Consider the following 19,120-nt stretch of genomic DNA (forward strand, 5'->3'; position numbering starts at 1 on the left):
GATCTTTGCCGTGAAACGGCCGCGCAAGCGTGGCGCTAGCGTCGCGGTCATCGACATCGGCTCCAACTCGGTTCGTCTCGTCGTCTACGAGGGACTGACACGCAGCCTGATTCCGATCTTCAACGAGAAGACGCTGTGCGGCCTCGGGCGTGAGGTGCAGAGCACGGGTCTGCTCGCGCCGGATGCCGTCGACAAGGCGCTGACCTCGCTGAAACGTTTTCGGGCGTTGTGCCGCGTGATGCAGGTCGGCCGCGTGTTCGCGATCGCGACCGCGGCCTGCCGCGACGCTTCCAACGGCCCCGACTTCATCGCGAAAGCCGAGCGCATCTGCGCCGTTAAAATCGAGATCCTGTCGGGACCGCGCGAAGCAAAACTGTCGGCGCTCGGCGTAATCTCGGGCATCCATCGTCCCGACGGCATCGTCGGCGATCTCGGCGGCGGCTCGCTCGAACTGATCGACGTACGCGGGAACAGCGTACGCAGCGGCGTGACACTGCCGCTCGGCGGCCTCGCGCTGCAGGACCTCGCCCACAAATCGCTCAAGCGCGCCGACCGCATCGTGCGCGAGGCGATCGACGAAGTTCCGCAGCTCGCCGCGGGTCGTGGCCGCACCTTCTATGCCGTCGGCGGCACCTGGCGTGCGCTCGCGCGCATCCACATCATCCAGAGCGGCTATCCGCTCCAGGTGATGCACGGCTATTCGATTCCCGCCGCTGAGGCGCTCGATTTCTCACGTCGCCTCCGGCGGCTTGCAGCCACCAACATGCTGGCCGACATCGAGGTCGTCGCGGATGCGCGGCGCCCTCTCCTCACCTACGCTGCGCTGGTGCTCGAGCACATCATCCGGGTCGCGAAGCCGAAGACCATCGTGTTCTCGACCTTCGGCGTGCGCGAGGGCCTGCTGCACGAGAAGCTGCCGGACTCCGAGCGCAACAAGGACGGCCTGATCTGTGCCGCCGAAGAGCTGAACCAGCTCTTGTCACGCTCGGCCAAGCACGCCCGCGAGCTGATTGCCTGGACCGATCGCCTCGCACGCGTGGTGAAGCTGCGCGAGACCGAGGAAGACCGCCGCCTGCGCCACACAGCCTGCCTTCTGTCCGACATCGGCTGGCGCGTCCATCCCGACCATCGGGGCGAGCAGACGTTGAGCCTCGTGGTCAACGCCAATTTCGGCGCGATTGATCACCGCGAGCGCGCCTTTGTCGGCCTGTCGGTGTTCTATCGCTATGCGGGCCTCAGCGAAGAGAACCAGCCGCCGCTGACCATGCAGGAATTGCTGACACCGGCGCAGCTCGAACGCGCCCGGCTCCTTGGGGCAGCGTTCCGTGTCGCGCATCTGATCTCAGCAGCGCGCCCGGGCGTCCTGCCCGCCACGCATTTCCGCAGCCAAGCGCGCAATCTGATGCTGGTGTTCGAGCACAGGCTCGGCGACCTCGTCGCCGACCGCGTCGGCAGCCGCTTCAAGCAGCTCGCCCGGCTGATCGGACGTTCGGGGTCGATCGTCCGGCGTTAGAAACTACTCCGCCGACGCCTTGGCGTGGTGCTCGGAGGCTTCGAGCGCGGCATGGCTCAGCCGGCGCCGGCGCCAGATCGCGCCGACCAGCAGCACGACGACAACGCCGAGCAAGGCGCAGAGATATTCGGCGCCACCGCCGCCATGGGCGAATTGCGGCGGGATGTGCAGAGTGCCGAGCATCTGGTCCAGCGAGGCGCCGAACGGACCCTCGGACAGCGAATGCAGCTTCGGCGCGATGCCCGGATCGGTGGCGATCACCTCGCCCGCGATCCAGCCGAGCAGCGCCGCACCGGCCCAGACCAGGATCGGCAGCTTCGACAGCAATGCCATGATCAGCGCCGCGCCCGCGACGATCAGGGGCACGCTGATGGCAAGGCCGAGCACCAAAAGCGGCACGCTGCCATTGGCGGCGGCCGCGACCGCGATGACATTGTCGAGGCTCATGACGATGTCGGCGACGACGACGATCTGCACCGCCTGCCACAGATGCGAGGCCGACTCGACGCCGTCCTCGTCCTCGTTTTCCGGCACCAGCAGCTTTGCCGCGATCACGATCAGTGCGAGGCCGCCGACCAGCTTGAGGTACGGCAGTTCCATCAGGCTGGCGACGATGCCGGTGAAGATGATCCGCAGCAGCACCGCAGCACCCGCACCGAGCACCATGCCCCAGAGCCGGTGCCGCGGCTTCAGGCCGCGGCAGGCAAGCGCGATCACCAGCGCGTTGTCGCCGGACAAAAGGATGTTGATCCAGATGATCTTGCCGACCGCAATCCAGAAGGTCGGTTCGGCCATCTCATTGCGGAACTGGGTGAAGAATGCCCCGATCGTGGCGGGATCGAAGATCTGCCAGAGCCAGTTCACAATAAGTCCTTTCGCCCCGTCGACTTAACTTATCGGCTGAAAGCTCAGCCGACGATCTCGTTGCCCGAGAAGAACTGCGCGATCTCGATCGCGGCGGTCTCCGGGGCGTCCGAGCCGTGGGCGGAGTTCTCGCCGATCGACTTTGCGTAGAGCTTGCGGATGGTGCCGTCGGCCGCCTTGGACGGGTCGGTCGCGCCCATGGCGTCGCGGTACTTGGCGATCGCACCCTCGGCTTCCAGCACCTGGACCACGACCGGGCCCGAGGTCATGAACTCGACCAGCTCGCCGAAGAACGGGCGGGCCTTGTGGACGGCGTAGAACGTCTCGGCCTGTTCCTTGGTCATGCGGATGCGCTTCTGCGCGACGATCCGCAGGCCCGCCTTCTCGATCACGGCGTTCACGGCGCCGGTCAGGTTACGCGCGGTCGCGTCGGGCTTGATGATCGAGAAAGTGCGTTCGATGGCCATGATCTTGTCCTTGAAGAGAAAAAGGGTGGTTTGGAGTTGCGGGGCTTATATCGGCGCCTTCGCGATCCGGCAAGCGACCGCCGGAACAGCCCACGGGCGCTTCGCCGCAGGGCCAGGCCGAGAGGCTGAGCCGAATTCCAACATGGATTACAACGATTTCACGCAGATGAACCCAATCTGAAGGCCCCATGAGGGTTTGGTTCAGCCTCGCTGGCCTAATGTCAGGTCCATCGAAACCAAAGCCTCCTCCCGAGGCGGATCGTTTCGGCGGCCTTTCCATCGACGCGATAGCCCCGCGCCGGCAGTTTTGAGGAGATCATCATGTTGAGGAAACTTTCGCTCGCTGCAGTCGCCGCGGTCGCGCTGGGTGCCGCGCTGGCTCCCACCTCCGCCTCCGCTCACTGGCATGGCGGCGGCTGGGGCTGGCACGGCGGTGGCGGCTGGCATCACGGCGGCTGGGGCTGGGGCGGACCGCGCTTCTACGCTGCCCCCGTCTCCTACGGTTATGGCGGCTGCTACGTGCGCCGGCTGGTCCCGACCCCCTGGGGGCCCCGCTGGCGGCTGATCAACCGCTGCTACTGAGCCCGACAGAACCTTCCTGAGGTGCCGTTCCCCCCCTGCGGTACCTTCCAAGAGAGGCCCCGGCGTTCCCCCCGCCGGGGCCTTGTCTTTGGGCAGATACGGCGAATTCATACAATTTTTACTAGAATGGCTGACGTCCCCAACAACCGGCGAAACCATTTTGGGGGCCAATGACTTGATACCGTGTCGTTACTTCGAACACACGGAACCCCGAGATGGCGGGCCTTTTTGCCAATGAGAGCGAACAGATCGATCGGCGCACCAGCCGCTCGATTTGCGATGCCGTAGGCGAGCGGCTTCAGCAAAGCCTTCGTCCCGACCCCCGGCTCCCGACACATCTCGAGCAGCTGATGGACGAGTTGAGGAAGCGCGAACGCGAGTCGCATTGACGAAAAAATCGGGTTGCGTTTGATCCCGCCTGCGGTGACAAGGCCGCATGCTCTCCATCACCGATCTCTCCATCCGCCTCGCCGGACGCCTTCTGATCGACAGTAGCTCCGTGCAGATCACGCCCGGCTCGCGCGTCGGCATGGTCGGGCGCAACGGCACCGGCAAATCGACGCTTTTCAAGGTGATCCGCGGCGAGCTGGCCGCCGAGCACGGCTCGGTGACCCTGCCGCCGCGTTGGCGGGTCGGCAGCCTGGCCCAGGAAGCGCCAAACGGCCCCGAAAGCCTGATCTCGGTCGTGCTCAAGGCCGACCTCGAGCGCGACGCGCTGCTTCACGAAGCCGAGAGCGCCACCGACCCGCACCGGATCGCCGAGATCCAGACCCGGCTCGTCGACATCGACGCGCATTCGGCCCCGAGCCGCGCCGCTGCGATCCTGTCCGGCCTCGGCTTTTCCGCCGCCGACCAGCTGCGTCCCTGCGCCGAATTCTCCGGCGGCTGGCGCATGCGCGTGGCGCTGGCGGCGACCCTGTTCGCGGCCCCGGACCTGCTGCTGCTCGACGAGCCCACCAACTATCTCGACCTCGAAGGCACGCTGTGGCTCGAGGATCACCTCGCGCATTATCCGCGCACGGTGATCGTGATCAGCCATGACCGCGACCTGCTGGAGAGCTCGGTCGACCAGATCCTGCATCTGGAGCGCGGCAAGCTCACGCTCTACAAGGGCACCTACTCCTCCTTCGAGGAGCAGCGCGCCGCGCGCGAGTTGCTCGATGCCAAGGCGGTCAAGCGCCAGGAGGCCGAGCGTGCCCGCCTGCAGGCCTTCGTCGATCGCTTCAAGGCCAAGGCCTCGAAAGCGCGCCAGGCCCAATCCCGCGTCAAAATGCTGGAGCGGCTGAAGCCGATCACGGCCCTGGTGACGGAGGACGTGCGCGAGATCACCTTCCCGGCGCCGGAGAAAATCCTGTCGCCGCCGATCATCGCCGTCGACAACGCCTCGGTCGGCTACGATCCGGCCACGCCGGTGCTGAGCCGCGTGACGCTGCGCATCGACAACGACGACCGCATTGCGCTGCTCGGCGCCAACGGCAACGGCAAGTCGACGCTCGTCAAGCTGCTCGCCGCGCGTCTCGCCCCCTTCTCCGGCAAGGTGACGCGCGCCGACAAGCTCTCGATCGCCTATTTCGCGCAGCATCAGCTCGACGAGCTGAACGAGGACGCTTCCGCCTACGATCACGTCCGCAAGCTGATGGGCGACGCGCCCGAGGCGAAGGTGCGCGCCCGCGCCGGCGCGATCGGCTTCTCCGGCAAGGCGGCCGACACCAAGGCCGGCAAACTGTCGGGCGGCGAGAAGGCGCGGCTGCTGCTGGGGCTCGCGACGTTCTACGGCCCCAACATGATCATCCTGGACGAGCCGACCAACCATCTCGACATCGACAGCCGCGCTGCGCTCGCCGAAGCCATCAACGAGTTTCCCGGCGCGATCATCATGGTCTCGCACGACCGCTATCTGATCGAGGCCTGCGCCGACCAGCTCTGGATCGTCGCCGACCGCACCGTGACCAATTACGACGGCGACCTCGACGAGTATCGCCGCCTGGTGCTGTCCTCGCGCAACGCCGAGCCTGCCCCGCGCGAGCGCAGCGCGCCCAGCGAGAAGCCGCAGCGCCCGAAATCGGACAATCGCGGCTCGCTGAAGAAGCGCATCGCGGAGGCCGAGAGCGAGATCGCGCGGGTCACCGAGATCATCACCAAGATCGATACGGCGCTCGCGCTGCCAGACATCTTCACGCGCGACCCCAAGCAGGCCGCGCAGCTCTCAAAGGCCCGCGCCAATGCGGCCGATGCGCTCGCGCGCGCGGAAGAGCAATGGCTCGAGGCAAGCGCGCAGTTCGGCGAGGCGGCGGGCTAGACTTGAAATCTTGAAAACAACCCCATGCACAGTAGCCGGTCCTTTGCCGGCGGCGCCCCCTTCCGATCACGCGACTATGGCACAAACTGCACATCTCAGCGCCATCGGTAAACGATAGCCTCCCCAGATCGACGAAAGCCGCATCCGCCTGCCAACGTCAGGTCAGAGCCTGACAGAAATACCTGGTCCGCGATGATCATCGAACCTGGAAGCACGGATGCCCCGATTGTTTCGATCCGGGAGGGTCTCGGCCGAAGAACCTGTCCTGCGGGCGCGACGATCTTCGTCGAGGGTGAAATCGGAACGATCGCCTACATCCTGCTTCGGGGCGACGTCACGATCTATCTCCGGTTCGGAACCGACCAGCAGCGCCTCGTCACCGAGCTCCAGCCCGGCCAGATGTTTGGCGTGCACGCCTTGATGGCGGGCGCGCAACGCGCCGCATCGGCCTATACCAGAAATGGTTGCGACCTGCTGGCGGTCAGCGAGAGCAGGCTCAAGCAGAAGCTCGATGAGGCCGACCCCTTCCTTCGATATTGGGTGGACTATCTGTCCAAGCGCATCATCGACCTGTCCACATAACGCGGCTCGTGAGGGTCCGCAGCCATGCATGCAGCAGATCGTACGCCACGCATCCCGATATTCGTGACCGTGCTCACGCTTTTCGTGCTCGCAGCGCTCCTGCTCGGAACCGCGCTCACGGTCACCAACTACCTCGAGACCCGCAGAGCAGCGATCAGGGCAGCCTCGGACAGCTTCAAGACGACAATCGATCGGATCAACGAACGGCGGCTGGGCTTCTTCGCTCCCGCGTTCCTGATCGCGGCCCAGCTCAGCGACGCGCCCGCGGTCCGGCAGATCGCGGGGCTGAAAGCTTCAATCGAGCCGCTGATCCTGACGAGCCTGGCGCTCAGTCCCCAGATTTCCTCGGCCTATGTCGGCTATGAAAATGGCGACTACTTTCAGGTCCTGTCCATCTCGGAGGCGGAAAGCTCCTTTGTCACGGCCTTGAGCGCACCTCCGACGACCCGGTTCGCGATACAGGAGATCAGCCACGATGAAGCCGGCCTGCGCACCGAGACCTGGCGGTTTCTCGATGCCGGCCGGCGTCAGGTCGGCACGCGCAACATTGCCGCCGATTATGATCCGCGCCTTCGCCCATGGTATCGCGATGCGAGGGCGCAGCCGCAGAATACCGTCCGGAACGTGCCCTACATCTTCGCCACCACATCGCAAGCCGGAATGACTCTCGCCAAGGCCTTCGAGGGCGGCGCCGTCGGCGTCGACATCACCATCGACCGATTGATGGCCTATGTGCGGTCCGTCCGCCTCAATGACAGCCATCGCTTTGTGGCCTTCGACGAGCAGAATCGGCTTCTGGCCCACTCCGATCCTAGCCAGATGTTCAAGCCATCCGGCGTCAATGGCGGCGACGCGATGCAGGTCGCCACCGTCGGCGAACTTTCCGATCCCGTCATTCAGGAAGCAGTACGACTATTCGAGCGGAACGGTCCGTTTCCCCTGGTCCGCTTTCATGCCGCGGGCGCGGACTTTCTCGCAACGGTCGTTCGCCAGGTCGCAAGGGACGGCGGCGTATTCTTCGTGCTCTATGCGGCGCCGCTTTCGGATTTCATGGGCACGTTGGCCGACGCCGCGGCGCGCAGCATCCCGCCTGCCCTTCTGATCTTCCTGCTGTCGCTGCCGGCGATCGCCTATCTCGCGCACTCGATTTCGCGGCCCGTCATGAAGCTCGCCGGCGAGGCGGATCTGATCCGGGCATTCAAGCTGGACGATCCGATCGGCTTCGGCTCGCGTGTCCGGGAACTCGATGTGCTGATCAGGTCGATGTCCGGGATGAAGAGCACGCTCCGCGAAGTGACGAAGTTCGTCCCGAAGGCGCTCGTGAGGGACATCCTGCAAAGCGAGACCGTTGTCGCGGTCGGCGGCGAGACCCGCAACGTCAGCATCATGTTCACGGATGTCCAGGATTTCACGTCGATGGCCGGTGTCACGCCCGCCAAGGATCTGATGGTGAACCTGTCGACATATTTCGAGGAACTCGCCTCAGTGGTCGTCAGCGAGCAAGGGACCGTCGACAAGTTCATTGGCGACGCCATCTTCTCCTTCTGGAATGCGCCGCTGCCGGTTGCCCACCATGAGCACGTGGCCTGTCGCACGGCGCTCAAGTGCCGGGCGGCGGCCCACCGCCTCGGCGAACGCTGGAAGGCAGACGGCCTTGCGCCGTGGCACACCCGTTTCGGGCTCCATGGCGGTGAAGCGATCCTGGGCAATGTCGGCTCGACCGACCGGATCGACTACACCGCCATCGGCGATACCGTGAATGTCGCCTCCCGGATCGAAGGCCTCAACAAATATTACGGCACCGAAATCCTGGCGAGCGCAGAGATCGCGGACCTATGCTCGGACGCGTTTCTGTTTCGTCGCGTCGACAGGATCCAGCCGAAGGGCGCGAAGACGTCACTCGACCTCTTCGAACTTCTTGGCGCCCTCGAGGGCCCGGAGGATTGCCGGGCAACGACTGACATGACGGACATCGTTCGCGATTGGCACCGCGTTTACGAGGCTTACGCCAGCCGGGATTGGATGCGTGCGTTCGAGGCCCTGGAGGCGTTTGCCCGCGCCCGTCCGGACGATATGCTGGCCGGAATCTACCTCGACCGCGTGGTCGGCTTCCTGCTCGAACCACCACCGGACGATTGGGATGGAACGATCCGATTTACCAGGAAGTGAGGCAGACCCTAGCGCTCCCGCATGATGTCGTGCCGGTAGCGCTGCAGCGGCGACAACAGGTAGCTCAGAATGGTGCGCGAGCCGGTCCTGATCTCGACCGTGACCGCCATGCCCGGGGTCAGGCTGACGAGGCGATCGTCCACCTGCATTTGCGTGCGGTCGAGCGCGATGGTTGCACTGTAGCTGAGCTCCTGCCCGCTGGGCTCGCTGCTGTCGTGCTGCGCGCCCGGCGCGCGGTCGCCACGCTCCGGCGGACGGTCGCGAATGATGGCGTCCTGCGAGACGCTCTCGACGCGGCCTTGCAGCAGGCCGTAGCGGGTGAAGTTGAAGGTGTCGATCTTGATCGCGGCGCCCTGCCCGGGCTCGACGAAGCCGATGTCACGGTTGGAGATCATCGCCTCGATCTCGAGCCGGGTGTCCGACGGCACGATCACGAGCAGCGACTGCGCCGGCGTGACCACACCGCCGACGGTGTGGACAGCAAGCTGCTGCACGACGCCGTCGACCGGTGACGTCAGTCGCTGAAGCTGGGTGCGCTGCTGCGCCTTGATCAGGTCGCGCGCAAGGCCATTGGCTTTCTGCTCGCTCTTGGCGAGCTCGTCGGACAGGCTCTTGCGATACTCGGCCACCGCCTGGATGCGGGTCTCCCTGATCGCGGCGACGGCGGACTCGGCTTCCTTCAGATGGCTGCGCTGGACCCCGAGCTCCTCCTGCTGCTCGATCTGGAGCTGGAGCGTCTCGTAATAGGTCAGCTTCGAGCCGATCTCCTTCTCCATCAGCGTCCTGCGGATATCGACGCGCTGCTCGGTCACCGGGAGCAAGGCACCGAGCTTGTGGATCGTCGCCGCGATCGTCTGCTGCTCGGCGTTCTTCTGCGCCTCCTGGCCGGCAAGCGCCGCGAGCTTGGCGCGGTGCTCGCCGACCTGGTTGGCGAGAAGTTGCTGCTGCGTCGCGACCAGCAAGGGATCGGCATCCGCGGGCGGGACCAGATTGGCGGGGCCATCTTCGCCGGCAGCCAGCGCCGCGCGCAGGCGCGCGCTGTTGAGCCGTTCGGCCATGAGGTCGTCGTGCAGATGGTCGCGCTCCGCGGCATTCACGGTCGGATCGAGCTCGATCAGCACGTCGCCGGATTTGACCGCCTGCCCGTCCTGCACATGGATGGCGCGCACCACGCCGGTCTCGAACGGCTGCACCACCTTGCTGCGGCCGCTCGACACCACCTTGCCGGTGGCGGACGCCACGATGTCGATCGTGCCCCAGGCCGACCAAGCCAGCACCACGCAAACCAGGGCCATCAGCGCAAACGCGATGGCGCGGCCGATCGGCGACGGCGGGGTTTCCGTGATCTCCAGCGCCGCCGGCAGGAACGCGGTTTCCGCGGCGCTCCGGTTCTTCGTAGTCCGGAACGGAACGACAGTCTGCTCCGGCTTTCGGGCCGGTGCGGTGCTAGCCGACCTCATGGAGTCCTCCCTGAAGCCGGTGCAGGTTGGCATAGCGGCCGCCACTCCTGATCAAGGCATCATGCGTGCCGTCCTCGACCAGACGGCCGCGCTCCAGCGTGAAGATGCGATCGGCGCCGCGGACGGTGGAGAGACGATGCGCGATGATCAGGACGGTGCGGCCCTTCGCGATGTCTTTCATGTTGTCGTGGATGATCCGCTCGCTTTCGTAGTCCAGCGCGCTGGTGGCTTCGTCGAAGATCAGGATGCGCGGATTGGTCACCAGCGCGCGGGCGATCGCGATGCGCTGACGCTGGCCGCCCGAGAGTGTCGAGCCGCGCTCGCCGACCACCGTGTCGTAGCCTTCGGGCAGTTCCAGAATGAAATCATGCGCGCCGGCGAGCCTTGCCGCCTCGATGATCCGGTCCATCGGCAAAGTCGGATCGGCGAGCGCGATGTTGTCGCGCACCGAGCGGTTGAACAGCATGTTCTCCTGCAGCACCACGCCGATCTGTCGCCGCAGCCAGGCCGGGTCGGTCATCACCAGGTCCATGCCGTCGATCAGGACGCGGCCGCCCTGCGGCAAATACAGCCGCTGCACCAGCTTTGCGAAGGTGCTCTTGCCGGACCCCGACGAGCCGACGATGCCGACGGTCTGCCCGGCCGGAATATCGAAGGAGACATCGTGCAGGATTTCCGGCCCGTCGAGCCGGTAGCGAAACGCGACGTGCTCGAACCGAATGTTGCCCCTAAGCGACGGCAGCCCGGCGCGGCCCGCGGAGTAAGCCGGCTCCGCGGCGCTGTTGAGGATGTCGCCGAGCCGGGCGATCGAGAGCCGCGCCTGATGGAAATCCTGCCAGACCTGCGCCAGCCGCAACACCGGCGCCGAGACGCGGCCCGCGAAGATGTTGAAGGCCACGAGCTCGCCGACAGTCAGGGCGTCGCCGATCACCAGCCGCGCGCCGACATAGAGGATGGCGGCGGTGACGACCTTGCTGACGAACTGCACGAGCTGGCTTGCGGTGTTGCCGAGGCTGGTGACACCAAAGCTCGCCGAGACGTAGCCGGCGAGCTGCTCTTCCCAGCGGCGCTGCATCTGCGGCTCGACCGCCATCGCCTTCAGCGTCTCGATGCCAGAGACGCTCTCGACCAGAAACGCCTGGTTCTCGGCGCCGCGGCGGAATTTCTCCTCCAGCCGGCGGCGAAACAGCGGCGTCGCGACCGCCGAGATCGCGATGTAGAACGGGAACGATCCGAGCACGATGCAGGTCATCAGCGGCGAATAGGCGAACATCACCGCCAGGAACACCGAGGTGAAGACCAGGTCGATGAGCAGCGTCAGCGACGATGAGGTGATGAAATTCCGGATGTTCTCGAGCTCGCGGACCCGCGCCACGGAATCGCCGACGCGCCTTGCCTGAAACCAGGCCATCGGCAACGCCAACAGATGATTGAACAGGCGCGCGCCCAGCTCGACGTCGATGCGGTTGGTCGTGTGCGAGAACAGGTAGTTGCGCAGGATTCCGAGCATGGTGTCGAACAGCGAGACGACCACGAGCCCGACGACGAGCACGTCGAGCGTCGACAGCGAACGGTGCACCAGCACCTTGTCGATCACGACCTGGAAGAACAGCGGCGACACCAGCGCAAACAGCTGGAGGAAGAACGAGGCCGCCACCACCTCCCCCAGCAGCCGCCGGTATTTGCCGATGGCGCCGACGAACCAGGTGATGTCGAAGCGGCGTCCGAGGTCGGATAACCCGGCGCGCCGGGTCATCAGGATCAATCCGCCGTCCCAGATCACAGCAAACTCGTCGCGCTCCATGAACACGGGCCGCTGCGTCGCCGGCGACTGCACCAGCAGCTTGTCGGCGGAGACTTTTGCGATGACCATGAAGCTGCCGTCACGCAACATCGCGATCGCCGGGAGCGGAGTGTCCGGCAGGCGGCTCCACTGCGTTCGATGGGTTCGCGCTTTCAAACCGAGGGATTTGGCGCAGCGGATGATGTCCGCTGCGCCAAAATGGGCCGTACCTTGCCGGTGCCAGAGCTGATCGCGGTCGGCCGCCACGCCTTGCAGGTGAAGCAAGGTCAGGAGCGCGTCCAGCCCCGTATCGGTCAAGACCGCGTGCGTCGTCATGGGCGTTCTCCAGGCCGGAGCGTCAGGCGTGCTGTGGCGGAGCCAGCGTCTGGGTCTGCGCGGTGTGCGGATCGGCCAGCGGCATCACGCCATGGCCGTCGCCTGCGGGAACGAAGCTCGCCGCCATGGCCTGGTTGAGCAGCATCGCGGCCGCCATCGCCCCGCCGTCCTGGATCAGGACGTTGTTGCCGGTGCCGCCATCGAGGACGTCCTGGCCGGGACCGCCGATCAGCACATCGTCACCCGCGCCACCGGTCAGCGTATCGTTTCCGGAGCCGCCGATCAGGACGTCATCGCCGTTGCCGCCATTGGCGACGAGCTGGATGCCGCCGTGCAGGCCGGTGGCGGTGATGACATCGTCGCCGTCGAGGCCGTTGATGACGAGCCTGTCGCCCGCACCGGCATCGGTGATGTTGATGTCCTGGCCAAGCCCGGACACCGTGATGATGCCGTCGTGCTCGGTCACCGTGATGACGTCGGCGCCACTGGTTCCGTTGATGGTCACGGTATCGGCGGCGCCGTCATTGGCGCCGAGGTCGAGATTGACCTGGTTCACGCCGGTGCCGGAGAGATCATTGACCGTGATGTTGTCGGCGCCGCCCAGCGCATTGAAGTCGATATGCTCGATGTTGTTCACGTCCATCGCGATGTTGGCGACATCGCGGGTGAACAGCACCCTGCCGCCATTGGCCGAGATGTTGATGTTCTCGCTGACATTGGCGCCGTTGAACAACAGCGTATCGGTGCCCTTGCCGCCTTCGACGGTGTCGCTGCCGTCGCCGGGATTCCAGACGAAGGTGTCGTCACCGGCGCCGAGATTGGCGACGTCGTTGCCGCGGCCGCCGTTCACGACGTCATTGCCGGCGCTGCCGGTGATAGTGTCGTTGCCGTCGCCGCCGTTGATGTTGAGGCTGAGGAGCTGTCCGGCCTTGATCGCGGAGGCGTCGATGACGTCGTTGCCACCTCCGCCGTTGACGGCGAGCACGTCGCCCGCGTCGGCATGCGCGATCGTGACCTGCGCGGCCAGGCCGTTGACGTCGATCGAGCCGCCCGAGGCGACGACCTTGATGGTGTCGTCGCCGGCGCTGCCGTTCACCGTCACGCGGTCCGCCGCGCCGTCGCCGCTCTGGCTGCCGGGGCTGGCGCTGAGGTCGATCGCGACCTGGGTGACGTCGGTGCCGGCGAGATCGTTGACCGTGATGTTGTCGGCACCGCCGGCAGCAGCGATCTGCACGTGCTCGACGCCGTTGATATCCATGACGACATTGCCGACATCGCGGGTGAGCAGCGCGCGGCTTCCATTCGCCGAGATCGACATGTTCTCGGCCACGTTGGAGCCGTTGAAGACCAGCGTATCCGTTCCCGTGCCGCCTTCGACGACGTCGCTGCCGTCACCGGGATTCCACGTGAAGATGTCGTCGCCCGCACCGAGCAGAGCCAAATCGTTGCCGCGGCCGCCGGTGACCTTGTCGTTGCCGTCGCCGCCGATCAGCGTGTCGTTGCCCTGGCTGCCGGTGATGGTGTCGTTCCCCGCACCGCCGTCAATGGTCAGGCCGATCACCGCAGCAAGCATCGACGCATCGATGACGTCGTTGCCGCCGAGCGCCTGGATCACCAGCCGGTCGTTGGGAGCCTCCGCATTGGCGATGGTCACGATCTCCGGCAGGCCCGTCACCGTGACCGTGGTGCCGGCGGCCGTGACCTGGATGTGCTGATTGCCGTTGGTGCCGTTGACGGTCACGGTGTCAGCCGCGCCGTCGCCTTGCGTGCCGCCGGGAACGGCTCCGAGATCGACCAGCACCTGCTTCACGCCGGTCCCGGTGAGATCGCCAACGGTGACGTTGTCGGCGCCGCCGCGCGCATCGAACTCGATCTCTTCGATGCTGTTGAGGTCCATCGTGATGTTGGCGACATCGCGGGTGAAGCGCACCCTGCTGCCATTGGCCGTGATGTTGATGTTCTCGGCGATGTTGGCGCCGTTGAACACGAGCTTGTCGTTGCCCGACCCGCCTTCCACGGCGTCGCTGCCGTCGCCGGGATTCCAGATGAAGGTGTCGTCACCGCTCCCGAGTTGGGCGACGTCGTTGCCGCGGCCGCCGTTGACGATGTCATTGCCGGAACCGCCGATCAGGAGATCGTTGCCGTCACCGCCGGTGATGGTGTCGTTGCCGGCGCCGCCATCGAGTGTCAGCGAGATCAGGCTGGCGAGCCCGTTTCCGGCCGTGATGACGTCGTCGCCGCCGCCGGCGTGCAGCACGAGATTCTCGGTCGTGCCGATATCGAGCGAAAATGGCGAGGTGCCCGTCCCGTCGAACCGCACGCGGGTGCCGTTCGCGGTGATCGTGAATGTCTCGGACGCATTGCTTCCGTTGATCTGCGCCGTGTCGTTGCCGTCGCCGCCTTCGAAGACGTTGCTGCCGCCGCCGGGATTCCAGATCATGAGGTCGTCGCCGGCCTCGCCGAACAGCTGGTTGTTGCCGCTGCCGCCGTCGAGCGTGTCGTTGCCCGCGCCACCGAACAGCAGATCGTTGCCGCCGCCGCCCTTGATCACATCATTGCCGGCCTGCCCGAACAGCAGATCGTTTCCCGAGCCGCCGGTGATCCTGTCATTGCCGTCGCCGCCGAAAATGTTCACCGCCGGCATCGCACCGTGGCTTTCGTCGACGGTGATCGTGTCGTCACCACCCTGACCGAAGACATCGATCGCGTTGGTGTTGGCCACGGTGGGATCGCCACCGACCGTCTTCACGTGCCCGTTATTGATCAGGATGTGGCCGGACGTGTCGCGGCCTATCACGAGGCCGTTATTGGCGCTGTCGCCGAAAATCGTGAGCTGCCCCGTAACCGGGGAAAAAACCGAGGTAATAGACATCCAAATATTCCTTCGATCGATCTAGCCCCTCCTCTCGATCCGTAGCAGCCGCCATCAAGACAATCTTGGAGCGTTGCTTGAGACGCGCGTGATTATTCTGGAGATTTCCTCCAGATTTGCGGCGGATGTGACGGCTCGCACATTGCGAGGGGCTCGATCACGTTTCACAACCGCGCGATTTTCCATCGGCGCGCGCGAGCAGCACGGGCGGCACATCGAAACCAAGCGCCTTGGCCGTCTTCAAATAATGACCAGTTCGTAGCGGCGCGGCGCCTGGATCGGCAGATCGTGCGGCGAAGCGCCTTTCAGAATGCGATCAATATAGTCGACGGATGCGCTGACCAATTCATCCCAGACGAATGTGTAGGACATCAGCGCCCCGCCATCGACGGCGCCCAGCACCGAATTCAAGGCGGGCACGTGAAAGCGGGCGCACTGGGCGACGATGTGATCGCGATGCCCGTTGGTGAAGAGTTCGGGAATCAAGAGCGGGCCGCTGTCCTGCGACCGCACAGTTCGACAAGAAGAGCTAGCGTCCGCGGACGATTCCGGAGAACGCCCTACTACCGCACAGGCCCGCGCATCGAGGCCGGTTGCCCCGGCAATTTCAGCTTTGGCGCAACTTCGGTCAGCTTGCCTCCGGCGAGCGCGAACACCTGCAAATCCTGGTCAATGTAATTGCCCACATAGAGATAATCGCTGCTCGGACCATAGACGACGCCCTCCGGCAGGCCACCAAGCGGCGCGCGAGAGATGACCGTCAGCTTGCCTCCCTCCCCGATCGACATCAGAGCCAACTCGCCGGTCTTGGTCTTGAACCAGTCGCTATCCTTGGCGGAGGTGCCGAGCAGCAGCGGCGCCGCCGCTGTCTTTCCATCTGGCGCGATGGCAAAGCCTTCTGGTCCAATGCCGGGGCTCATGACGTCGACCACGTGAGGATGCGGACCTGTCGCTTCGATGATCACCTCTGCGTCGACGTTGTTCTTCCCTGCACCGGTATTTGAGGCGATGGCGTATTTGCCATCCGGCGTGATGTCGATGTTGTAGGGGTTGATTGCCGACGGAATGTCCAGCGACTTGTCGTAGGTGACCTTGTCGCCATCGATGGACAGCACACCGATCTTGTTCACAAGATTCAGGCAAACGAAGGCGCGCTTGCCGTCCGGTGTGATAGCAACCGCCGCGGCCTGCTGCTCTACAGGCACTTCGGCAATCGCCTTGACCGTCGAACCCTGGATAGAGACAACAGAAACACTCTTGCCATCACGATTGGCAATCAGTGCGAGGTCGCCCTTTTTCGAGATCGACAGGCCGGACGGCTGTCGCCCGACGGTGACCGTATCGATCAACTTCGGCGGCTCCGCGGTGAGGTCGATCACGTACAATTTGTTATCCGGGACTGCTTTCCAGGCGTTGCCGTCCTGAACGTTAGTCACGGAATTCGCGACAAGGCCGAGCTTGCCGTCCGGCGTGATCTGCAGATTGGTCGGTGGCCCCAAAAGCGAATTGGTCAGTGGCAGGTTGGCGCGAATCCTGGGTTTGGCCGGGTCAGAAATGTCGACAACCAGCACAGCGTCGGTTGCCGGCGCGACGTTCACTTGGCCGTCGGCACCAAAGGTGACCTTGCTGTCAAGGCCGATCAGCATGTCATTGGTTCCGGCGATCGCCGAGCCAGTTGCGGCAAAGCAAACCACGCACGTCGCGCAAATTACATTGCGTAAGTCCATGATGCATTTTCTCCCCATCGGCTCGTTTTGATCGAGCTCCTCTTCTACCCTACCTCGCGGCCTCCATGGCGTGCAACCAGAACCGCGCCGTCGCGCGCGAATGGGACGATTCATCGAGCCGCGTGGGCCGTGCGATCAGGCAGCCGACTATTCGATCACGCGATCGGCGCGCGCGAGCAGCACCGGCGGCATCTCAACGCCAAGCGCCTTGGCCGTCTTCAAATTGACGACGAGCTCGTAGCGCAATGCTGCAATGAATTCGCGCCGCCGCATGCCCCAACCTCGCCCCTTGAATGCAGGGAGTGTAACTGTTCAAGCGTAACGTTTGATAGATGCCGGATGCATTTCCATCGGACATATCCGGGCTAGCAGAGTTTGCGGCGGCGCATCGCGCGTGGTTCGGCTCCATGCTACGGTGCATAGAGCGGCCTCTTCGGCCGAATGCAATTTCAAACAAGTTATTTTTTTGGGGAGGCCGAGATGTCGTCACCCGAACCGATCAAATTCACCGACGGCGCAGCTTACGAGCGCTTCATGGCGCCGTGGAGCCGATCGGCCGGGACTCTGTTCCTCGACTGGCTGGCGCCACGCTCCGGGCTGGCCTGGGTGGATGTCGGTGCGGGCAACGGCGCGTTCACTGAGCTCCTTCTTGCGAAGTCTGCTCCCTCATCCGTTTGCGCGATCGATCCCTCCGACGGACAAATCACGACTGCGCGCCAAAAGATATCGGCAAAGCTGGTCGAGTTTTCGATTGGCGATGCGATGGCGCTTCCCTACGTCCGCGACCGTTTCGACGTCGCGGTGATGGCGCTGGCGCTGTTCTTCGTGCCCGACGCCCGCAAGGGCGCCTCGGAAATGGTCCGCGTCACCAAGCCCGGCGGGATGGTCGCGTCCTACACCTGGGACATCGTGCGCGGCGGCTCACCCACCCAGCCCCTGTGGGAAGAAATGGACGGACTTGGCAAGCCGGCGATGCGCCCGCCGAGTGCAGACATATCACGTTTCGAAGCGCTGAAGGCGCTTTGGGCAGAGCTCGGTCTGCGCGATGTCGAAACCCGCGAATTGGTCGTCGAACGAACGTTTGCGAATTTCGATGACTACTGGCTATCGATGGTCGTCAGCAGCCCGGCCGGCGTATTGGGAAGGCTGTCGGAGACAGAGAGAGCGGAACTGCAACGCCGATTGCAGGCGCGACTACCGGCGAGCGCGACCCGTGAGATCACCGTTCATGCCTTCGCCACCGCGATCAAGGGACGGAAGGCAGCTTGATCATCTGGACGACCATGCGCGGCTGATCGCGGTGCCAGCCGCAGCCGACTTCAGTGCGAAAGACCGACGACGTATTACGTCGCCGCCTTCTTCTTCGCCTTCGGCTTGGTCGCCTTCGGGACGACCTGCGGTTCGGGCGAGCCCTCGATCGCGGAGAGGCGTCCGGACGTGAAGGTGTAGATGCCGGCGCGCGGACCCGTGGTCCAGGTCACCGTCGCGACGCGACGACCAGCCGCATCGCTGGAGAGATTGACGGTCGAGGGCGCGCCGATACCGCGCACCACGTCGCATTCGGTGTGGCCGAGCGCGACCGTGCCGCCCATCGGCGCAGGCGCCGTCGTCGACGCATTGGCGTCGGCAGGTCCGGGCGGCGGTGTCATGCCGGGGCATCCGCCATCGGCGCTGACGAGGTCTTCGGCGCCAACCGGCTTGTCGGGGGTCAGGGGCGGCGATTCGATCGAGATGTTCTTGATGAACAGGCGGCTCGGCTTGTTGAACCACTCGGCGTCCTTGGCGGACGCCAGCATGTCGGTTGCGCCCGAGCAGCCCGCCATCAGCGGCGCGACAGCGGCCAACGCAACTATGAGCGACTTTGGAAGCTTTTGATGTCGCACGATAAACTAAATTCCCCACGTCAAGGAGCGGCCCTAAGCGATTGTACCAACATCACTTTGCGGCACGAAGGTGGCCAAAGCCAGTCTGCCCGAGAAAGTCCAAATTATCATTAATTGCGCGGGGTCGCTAATTCCGACGCTGCCACCGGCCCCGTTCGTCCGCCTGCCAATAGGTGACCTCAAATCCGCGCGTCTTGCAATCCGTCCAGGTGCTGCGGGCCGCGGCGAGCGCGTCCGGATCGTCGCCGTTGAACAGCAGCACCATGCGCTCATAGGCCTGCGCGTCCTGGGGCAGCGCGGCATTATCCACGAGGAACCGGACATTGGCGCCGTTCGGGTTATCCGCCTCGATCGCCAGCACGATCGGCTGCTCGGCCACATCGTTCACCCGCCATGTCGCGTGCGGCAGGAAGGAATCGTCGCGATAGGTCCACAGATGCGCGTCGAGCGCATCGGCGCGCTCCGGCGAGGTCGACTGCACCACGACGCGCCAGCCGCGCTCGAGCGATTTCTCGAGAAGCGGCGGCAACACGTTCTCAACCGTCATGTTTTGCAGATGGTAGAACAGGACTTCAGTCATCTC

At 64.7% G+C, this 19,120-nt stretch carries 16 protein-coding genes; 6 read left to right on the top strand and 10 right to left on the bottom strand.

Features of this window, described 5'->3' with window-relative positions; all coding sequences use genetic code 11:
* Nucleotides 1-10: 10 nt before the first annotated feature.
* Nucleotides 11-1,513 carry an exopolyphosphatase gene (gene ppx, locus QA645_RS24545; RefSeq protein ID WP_254131020.1) on the top strand — a complete coding sequence of 501 codons (1,503 nt, stop codon included), beginning with the start codon at nucleotides 11-13 and terminating at the stop codon, nucleotides 1,511-1,513.
* Between the two features lie 3 nt (nucleotides 1,514-1,516).
* On the opposite strand, the gene QA645_RS24550 is transcribed toward ppx, so the two are convergent.
* The gene (locus QA645_RS24550; RefSeq protein WP_283044244.1) at nucleotides 1,517-2,377 is read right to left on the bottom strand and encodes a TerC family protein; all 861 of its coding nucleotides are present in this window, start codon (nucleotides 2,375-2,377) and stop codon (nucleotides 1,517-1,519) included.
* 44 nt (nucleotides 2,378-2,421) lie between these two features.
* Nucleotides 2,422-2,844 (bottom strand): nucleoside-diphosphate kinase, encoded by a 423-nt coding sequence (ndk, locus tag QA645_RS24555; protein ID WP_027535388.1) that lies wholly within the window; start codon nucleotides 2,842-2,844, stop codon nucleotides 2,422-2,424.
* 321 nt (nucleotides 2,845-3,165) lie between these two features.
* Here ndk and QA645_RS24560 point away from each other — a divergent pair, with 321 nt between their 5' ends.
* The 4 genes from QA645_RS24560 to QA645_RS24575 all read left to right on the top strand — a co-directional run bounded on the left by QA645_RS24560 (nucleotide 3,166) and on the right by QA645_RS24575 (nucleotide 8,476).
* A complete protein-coding gene (locus QA645_RS24560; RefSeq protein ID WP_148752965.1) occupies nucleotides 3,166-3,426 on the top strand; it encodes a sulfur globule protein precursor in 261 nt (86 codons plus the stop codon).
* Between the two features lie 436 nt (nucleotides 3,427-3,862).
* Nucleotides 3,863-5,725: an ABC-F family ATP-binding cassette domain-containing protein gene (locus tag QA645_RS24565; RefSeq protein ID WP_283044245.1), complete on the top strand. Its 1,863-nt coding sequence runs from the start codon at nucleotides 3,863-3,865 to the stop codon at nucleotides 5,723-5,725.
* Nucleotides 5,726-5,917: 192 nt separating this feature from the next.
* Complete coding sequence (locus tag QA645_RS24570; RefSeq protein ID WP_283044246.1) at nucleotides 5,918-6,307, top strand: cyclic nucleotide-binding domain-containing protein; 390 nt, start codon at nucleotides 5,918-5,920, stop codon at nucleotides 6,305-6,307.
* A 24-nt stretch (nucleotides 6,308-6,331) separates the two neighbouring features.
* A complete protein-coding gene (locus QA645_RS24575) occupies nucleotides 6,332-8,476 on the top strand; it encodes an adenylate/guanylate cyclase domain-containing protein (RefSeq protein ID WP_283044247.1) in 2,145 nt (714 codons plus the stop codon).
* 8 nt (nucleotides 8,477-8,484) lie between these two features.
* On the opposite strand, the gene QA645_RS24580 is transcribed toward QA645_RS24575, so the two are convergent.
* The 6 genes from QA645_RS24580 to QA645_RS24605 all read right to left on the bottom strand — a co-directional run bounded on the left by QA645_RS24580 (nucleotide 8,485) and on the right by QA645_RS24605 (nucleotide 16,927).
* Nucleotides 8,485-9,936 carry an HlyD family type I secretion periplasmic adaptor subunit gene (locus QA645_RS24580; RefSeq protein ID WP_283044248.1) on the bottom strand — a complete coding sequence of 484 codons (1,452 nt, stop codon included), beginning with the start codon at nucleotides 9,934-9,936 and terminating at the stop codon, nucleotides 8,485-8,487.
* Nucleotides 9,923-12,055 (bottom strand): type I secretion system permease/ATPase, encoded by a 2,133-nt coding sequence (locus QA645_RS24585; RefSeq protein WP_283044249.1) that lies wholly within the window; start codon nucleotides 12,053-12,055, stop codon nucleotides 9,923-9,925. The genes QA645_RS24580 and QA645_RS24585 overlap by 14 nt, the downstream gene beginning before the upstream one ends.
* A 22-nt stretch (nucleotides 12,056-12,077) precedes the next feature.
* Entirely contained in the window at nucleotides 12,078-14,927 is a 2,850-nt protein-coding gene (locus QA645_RS24590; RefSeq protein WP_283044250.1) for a calcium-binding protein, read from the bottom strand.
* A 240-nt stretch (nucleotides 14,928-15,167) separates the two neighbouring features.
* Complete coding sequence (locus QA645_RS24595; protein ID WP_283044251.1) at nucleotides 15,168-15,413, bottom strand: hypothetical protein; 246 nt, start codon at nucleotides 15,411-15,413, stop codon at nucleotides 15,168-15,170.
* A 77-nt stretch (nucleotides 15,414-15,490) separates the two neighbouring features.
* Complete coding sequence (locus QA645_RS24600; protein ID WP_283044252.1) at nucleotides 15,491-16,654, bottom strand: YncE family protein; 1,164 nt, start codon at nucleotides 16,652-16,654, stop codon at nucleotides 15,491-15,493.
* Between the two features lie 147 nt (nucleotides 16,655-16,801).
* On the bottom strand, nucleotides 16,802-16,927 hold the full coding sequence (locus QA645_RS24605) for a hypothetical protein (RefSeq protein WP_283044253.1): 126 nt from the start codon (nucleotides 16,925-16,927) through the stop codon (nucleotides 16,802-16,804).
* A 207-nt stretch (nucleotides 16,928-17,134) separates the two neighbouring features.
* Here QA645_RS24605 and QA645_RS24610 point away from each other — a divergent pair, with 207 nt between their 5' ends.
* Complete coding sequence (locus tag QA645_RS24610; protein WP_283044254.1) at nucleotides 17,135-17,923, top strand: class I SAM-dependent methyltransferase; 789 nt, start codon at nucleotides 17,135-17,137, stop codon at nucleotides 17,921-17,923.
* A 74-nt stretch (nucleotides 17,924-17,997) separates the two neighbouring features.
* Here QA645_RS24610 and QA645_RS24615 read toward each other — a convergent pair whose 3' ends face one another.
* Nucleotides 17,998-18,498 (bottom strand): hypothetical protein, encoded by a 501-nt coding sequence (locus QA645_RS24615; RefSeq protein WP_254131003.1) that lies wholly within the window; start codon nucleotides 18,496-18,498, stop codon nucleotides 17,998-18,000.
* Between the two features lie 166 nt (nucleotides 18,499-18,664).
* Nucleotides 18,665-19,117, bottom strand: a complete 453-nt coding sequence (locus tag QA645_RS24620; protein ID WP_283044255.1) for a DNA polymerase III subunit chi — start codon at nucleotides 19,115-19,117, stop codon at nucleotides 18,665-18,667.
* Nucleotides 19,118-19,120 lie beyond the last annotated feature (3 nt).

The sequence above is a fragment of the Bradyrhizobium sp. CIAT3101 genome (assembly GCF_029714945.1).
GTDB lineage: Bacteria > Pseudomonadota > Alphaproteobacteria > Rhizobiales > Xanthobacteraceae > Bradyrhizobium.

Bases quoted from the DNA above. Each gene is read 5' to 3' on its own strand.
- QA645_RS24605 (WP_283044253.1), bottom strand. From the start codon at position 16,927: ATGCGGCGGCGCGAATTCATTGCAGCATTGCGCTACGAGCTCGTCGTC.
- QA645_RS24590 (WP_283044250.1), bottom strand. From the start codon at position 14,927: ATGTCTATTACCTCGGTTTTTTCCCCGGTTACGGGGCAGCTCACGATT.
- QA645_RS24575 (WP_283044247.1), top strand. From the start codon at position 6,332: ATGCATGCAGCAGATCGTACGCCACGCATCCCGATATTCGTGACCGTG.
- QA645_RS24570 (WP_283044246.1), top strand. From the start codon at position 5,918: ATGATCATCGAACCTGGAAGCACGGATGCCCCGATTGTTTCGATCCGG.
- QA645_RS24560 (WP_148752965.1), top strand. From the start codon at position 3,166: ATGTTGAGGAAACTTTCGCTCGCTGCAGTCGCCGCGGTCGCGCTGGGT.
- QA645_RS24620 (WP_283044255.1), bottom strand. From the start codon at position 19,117: ATGACTGAAGTCCTGTTCTACCATCTGCAAAACATGACGGTTGAGAAC.
- ndk (WP_027535388.1), bottom strand. From the start codon at position 2,844: ATGGCCATCGAACGCACTTTCTCGATCATCAAGCCCGACGCGACCGCG.
- QA645_RS24585 (WP_283044249.1), bottom strand. From the start codon at position 12,055: ATGACGACGCACGCGGTCTTGACCGATACGGGGCTGGACGCGCTCCTG.
- QA645_RS24565 (WP_283044245.1), top strand. From the start codon at position 3,863: ATGCTCTCCATCACCGATCTCTCCATCCGCCTCGCCGGACGCCTTCTG.
- QA645_RS24610 (WP_283044254.1), top strand. From the start codon at position 17,135: ATGTCGTCACCCGAACCGATCAAATTCACCGACGGCGCAGCTTACGAG.
- QA645_RS24580 (WP_283044248.1), bottom strand. From the start codon at position 9,936: ATGAGGTCGGCTAGCACCGCACCGGCCCGAAAGCCGGAGCAGACTGTC.
- QA645_RS24600 (WP_283044252.1), bottom strand. From the start codon at position 16,654: ATGGACTTACGCAATGTAATTTGCGCGACGTGCGTGGTTTGCTTTGCC.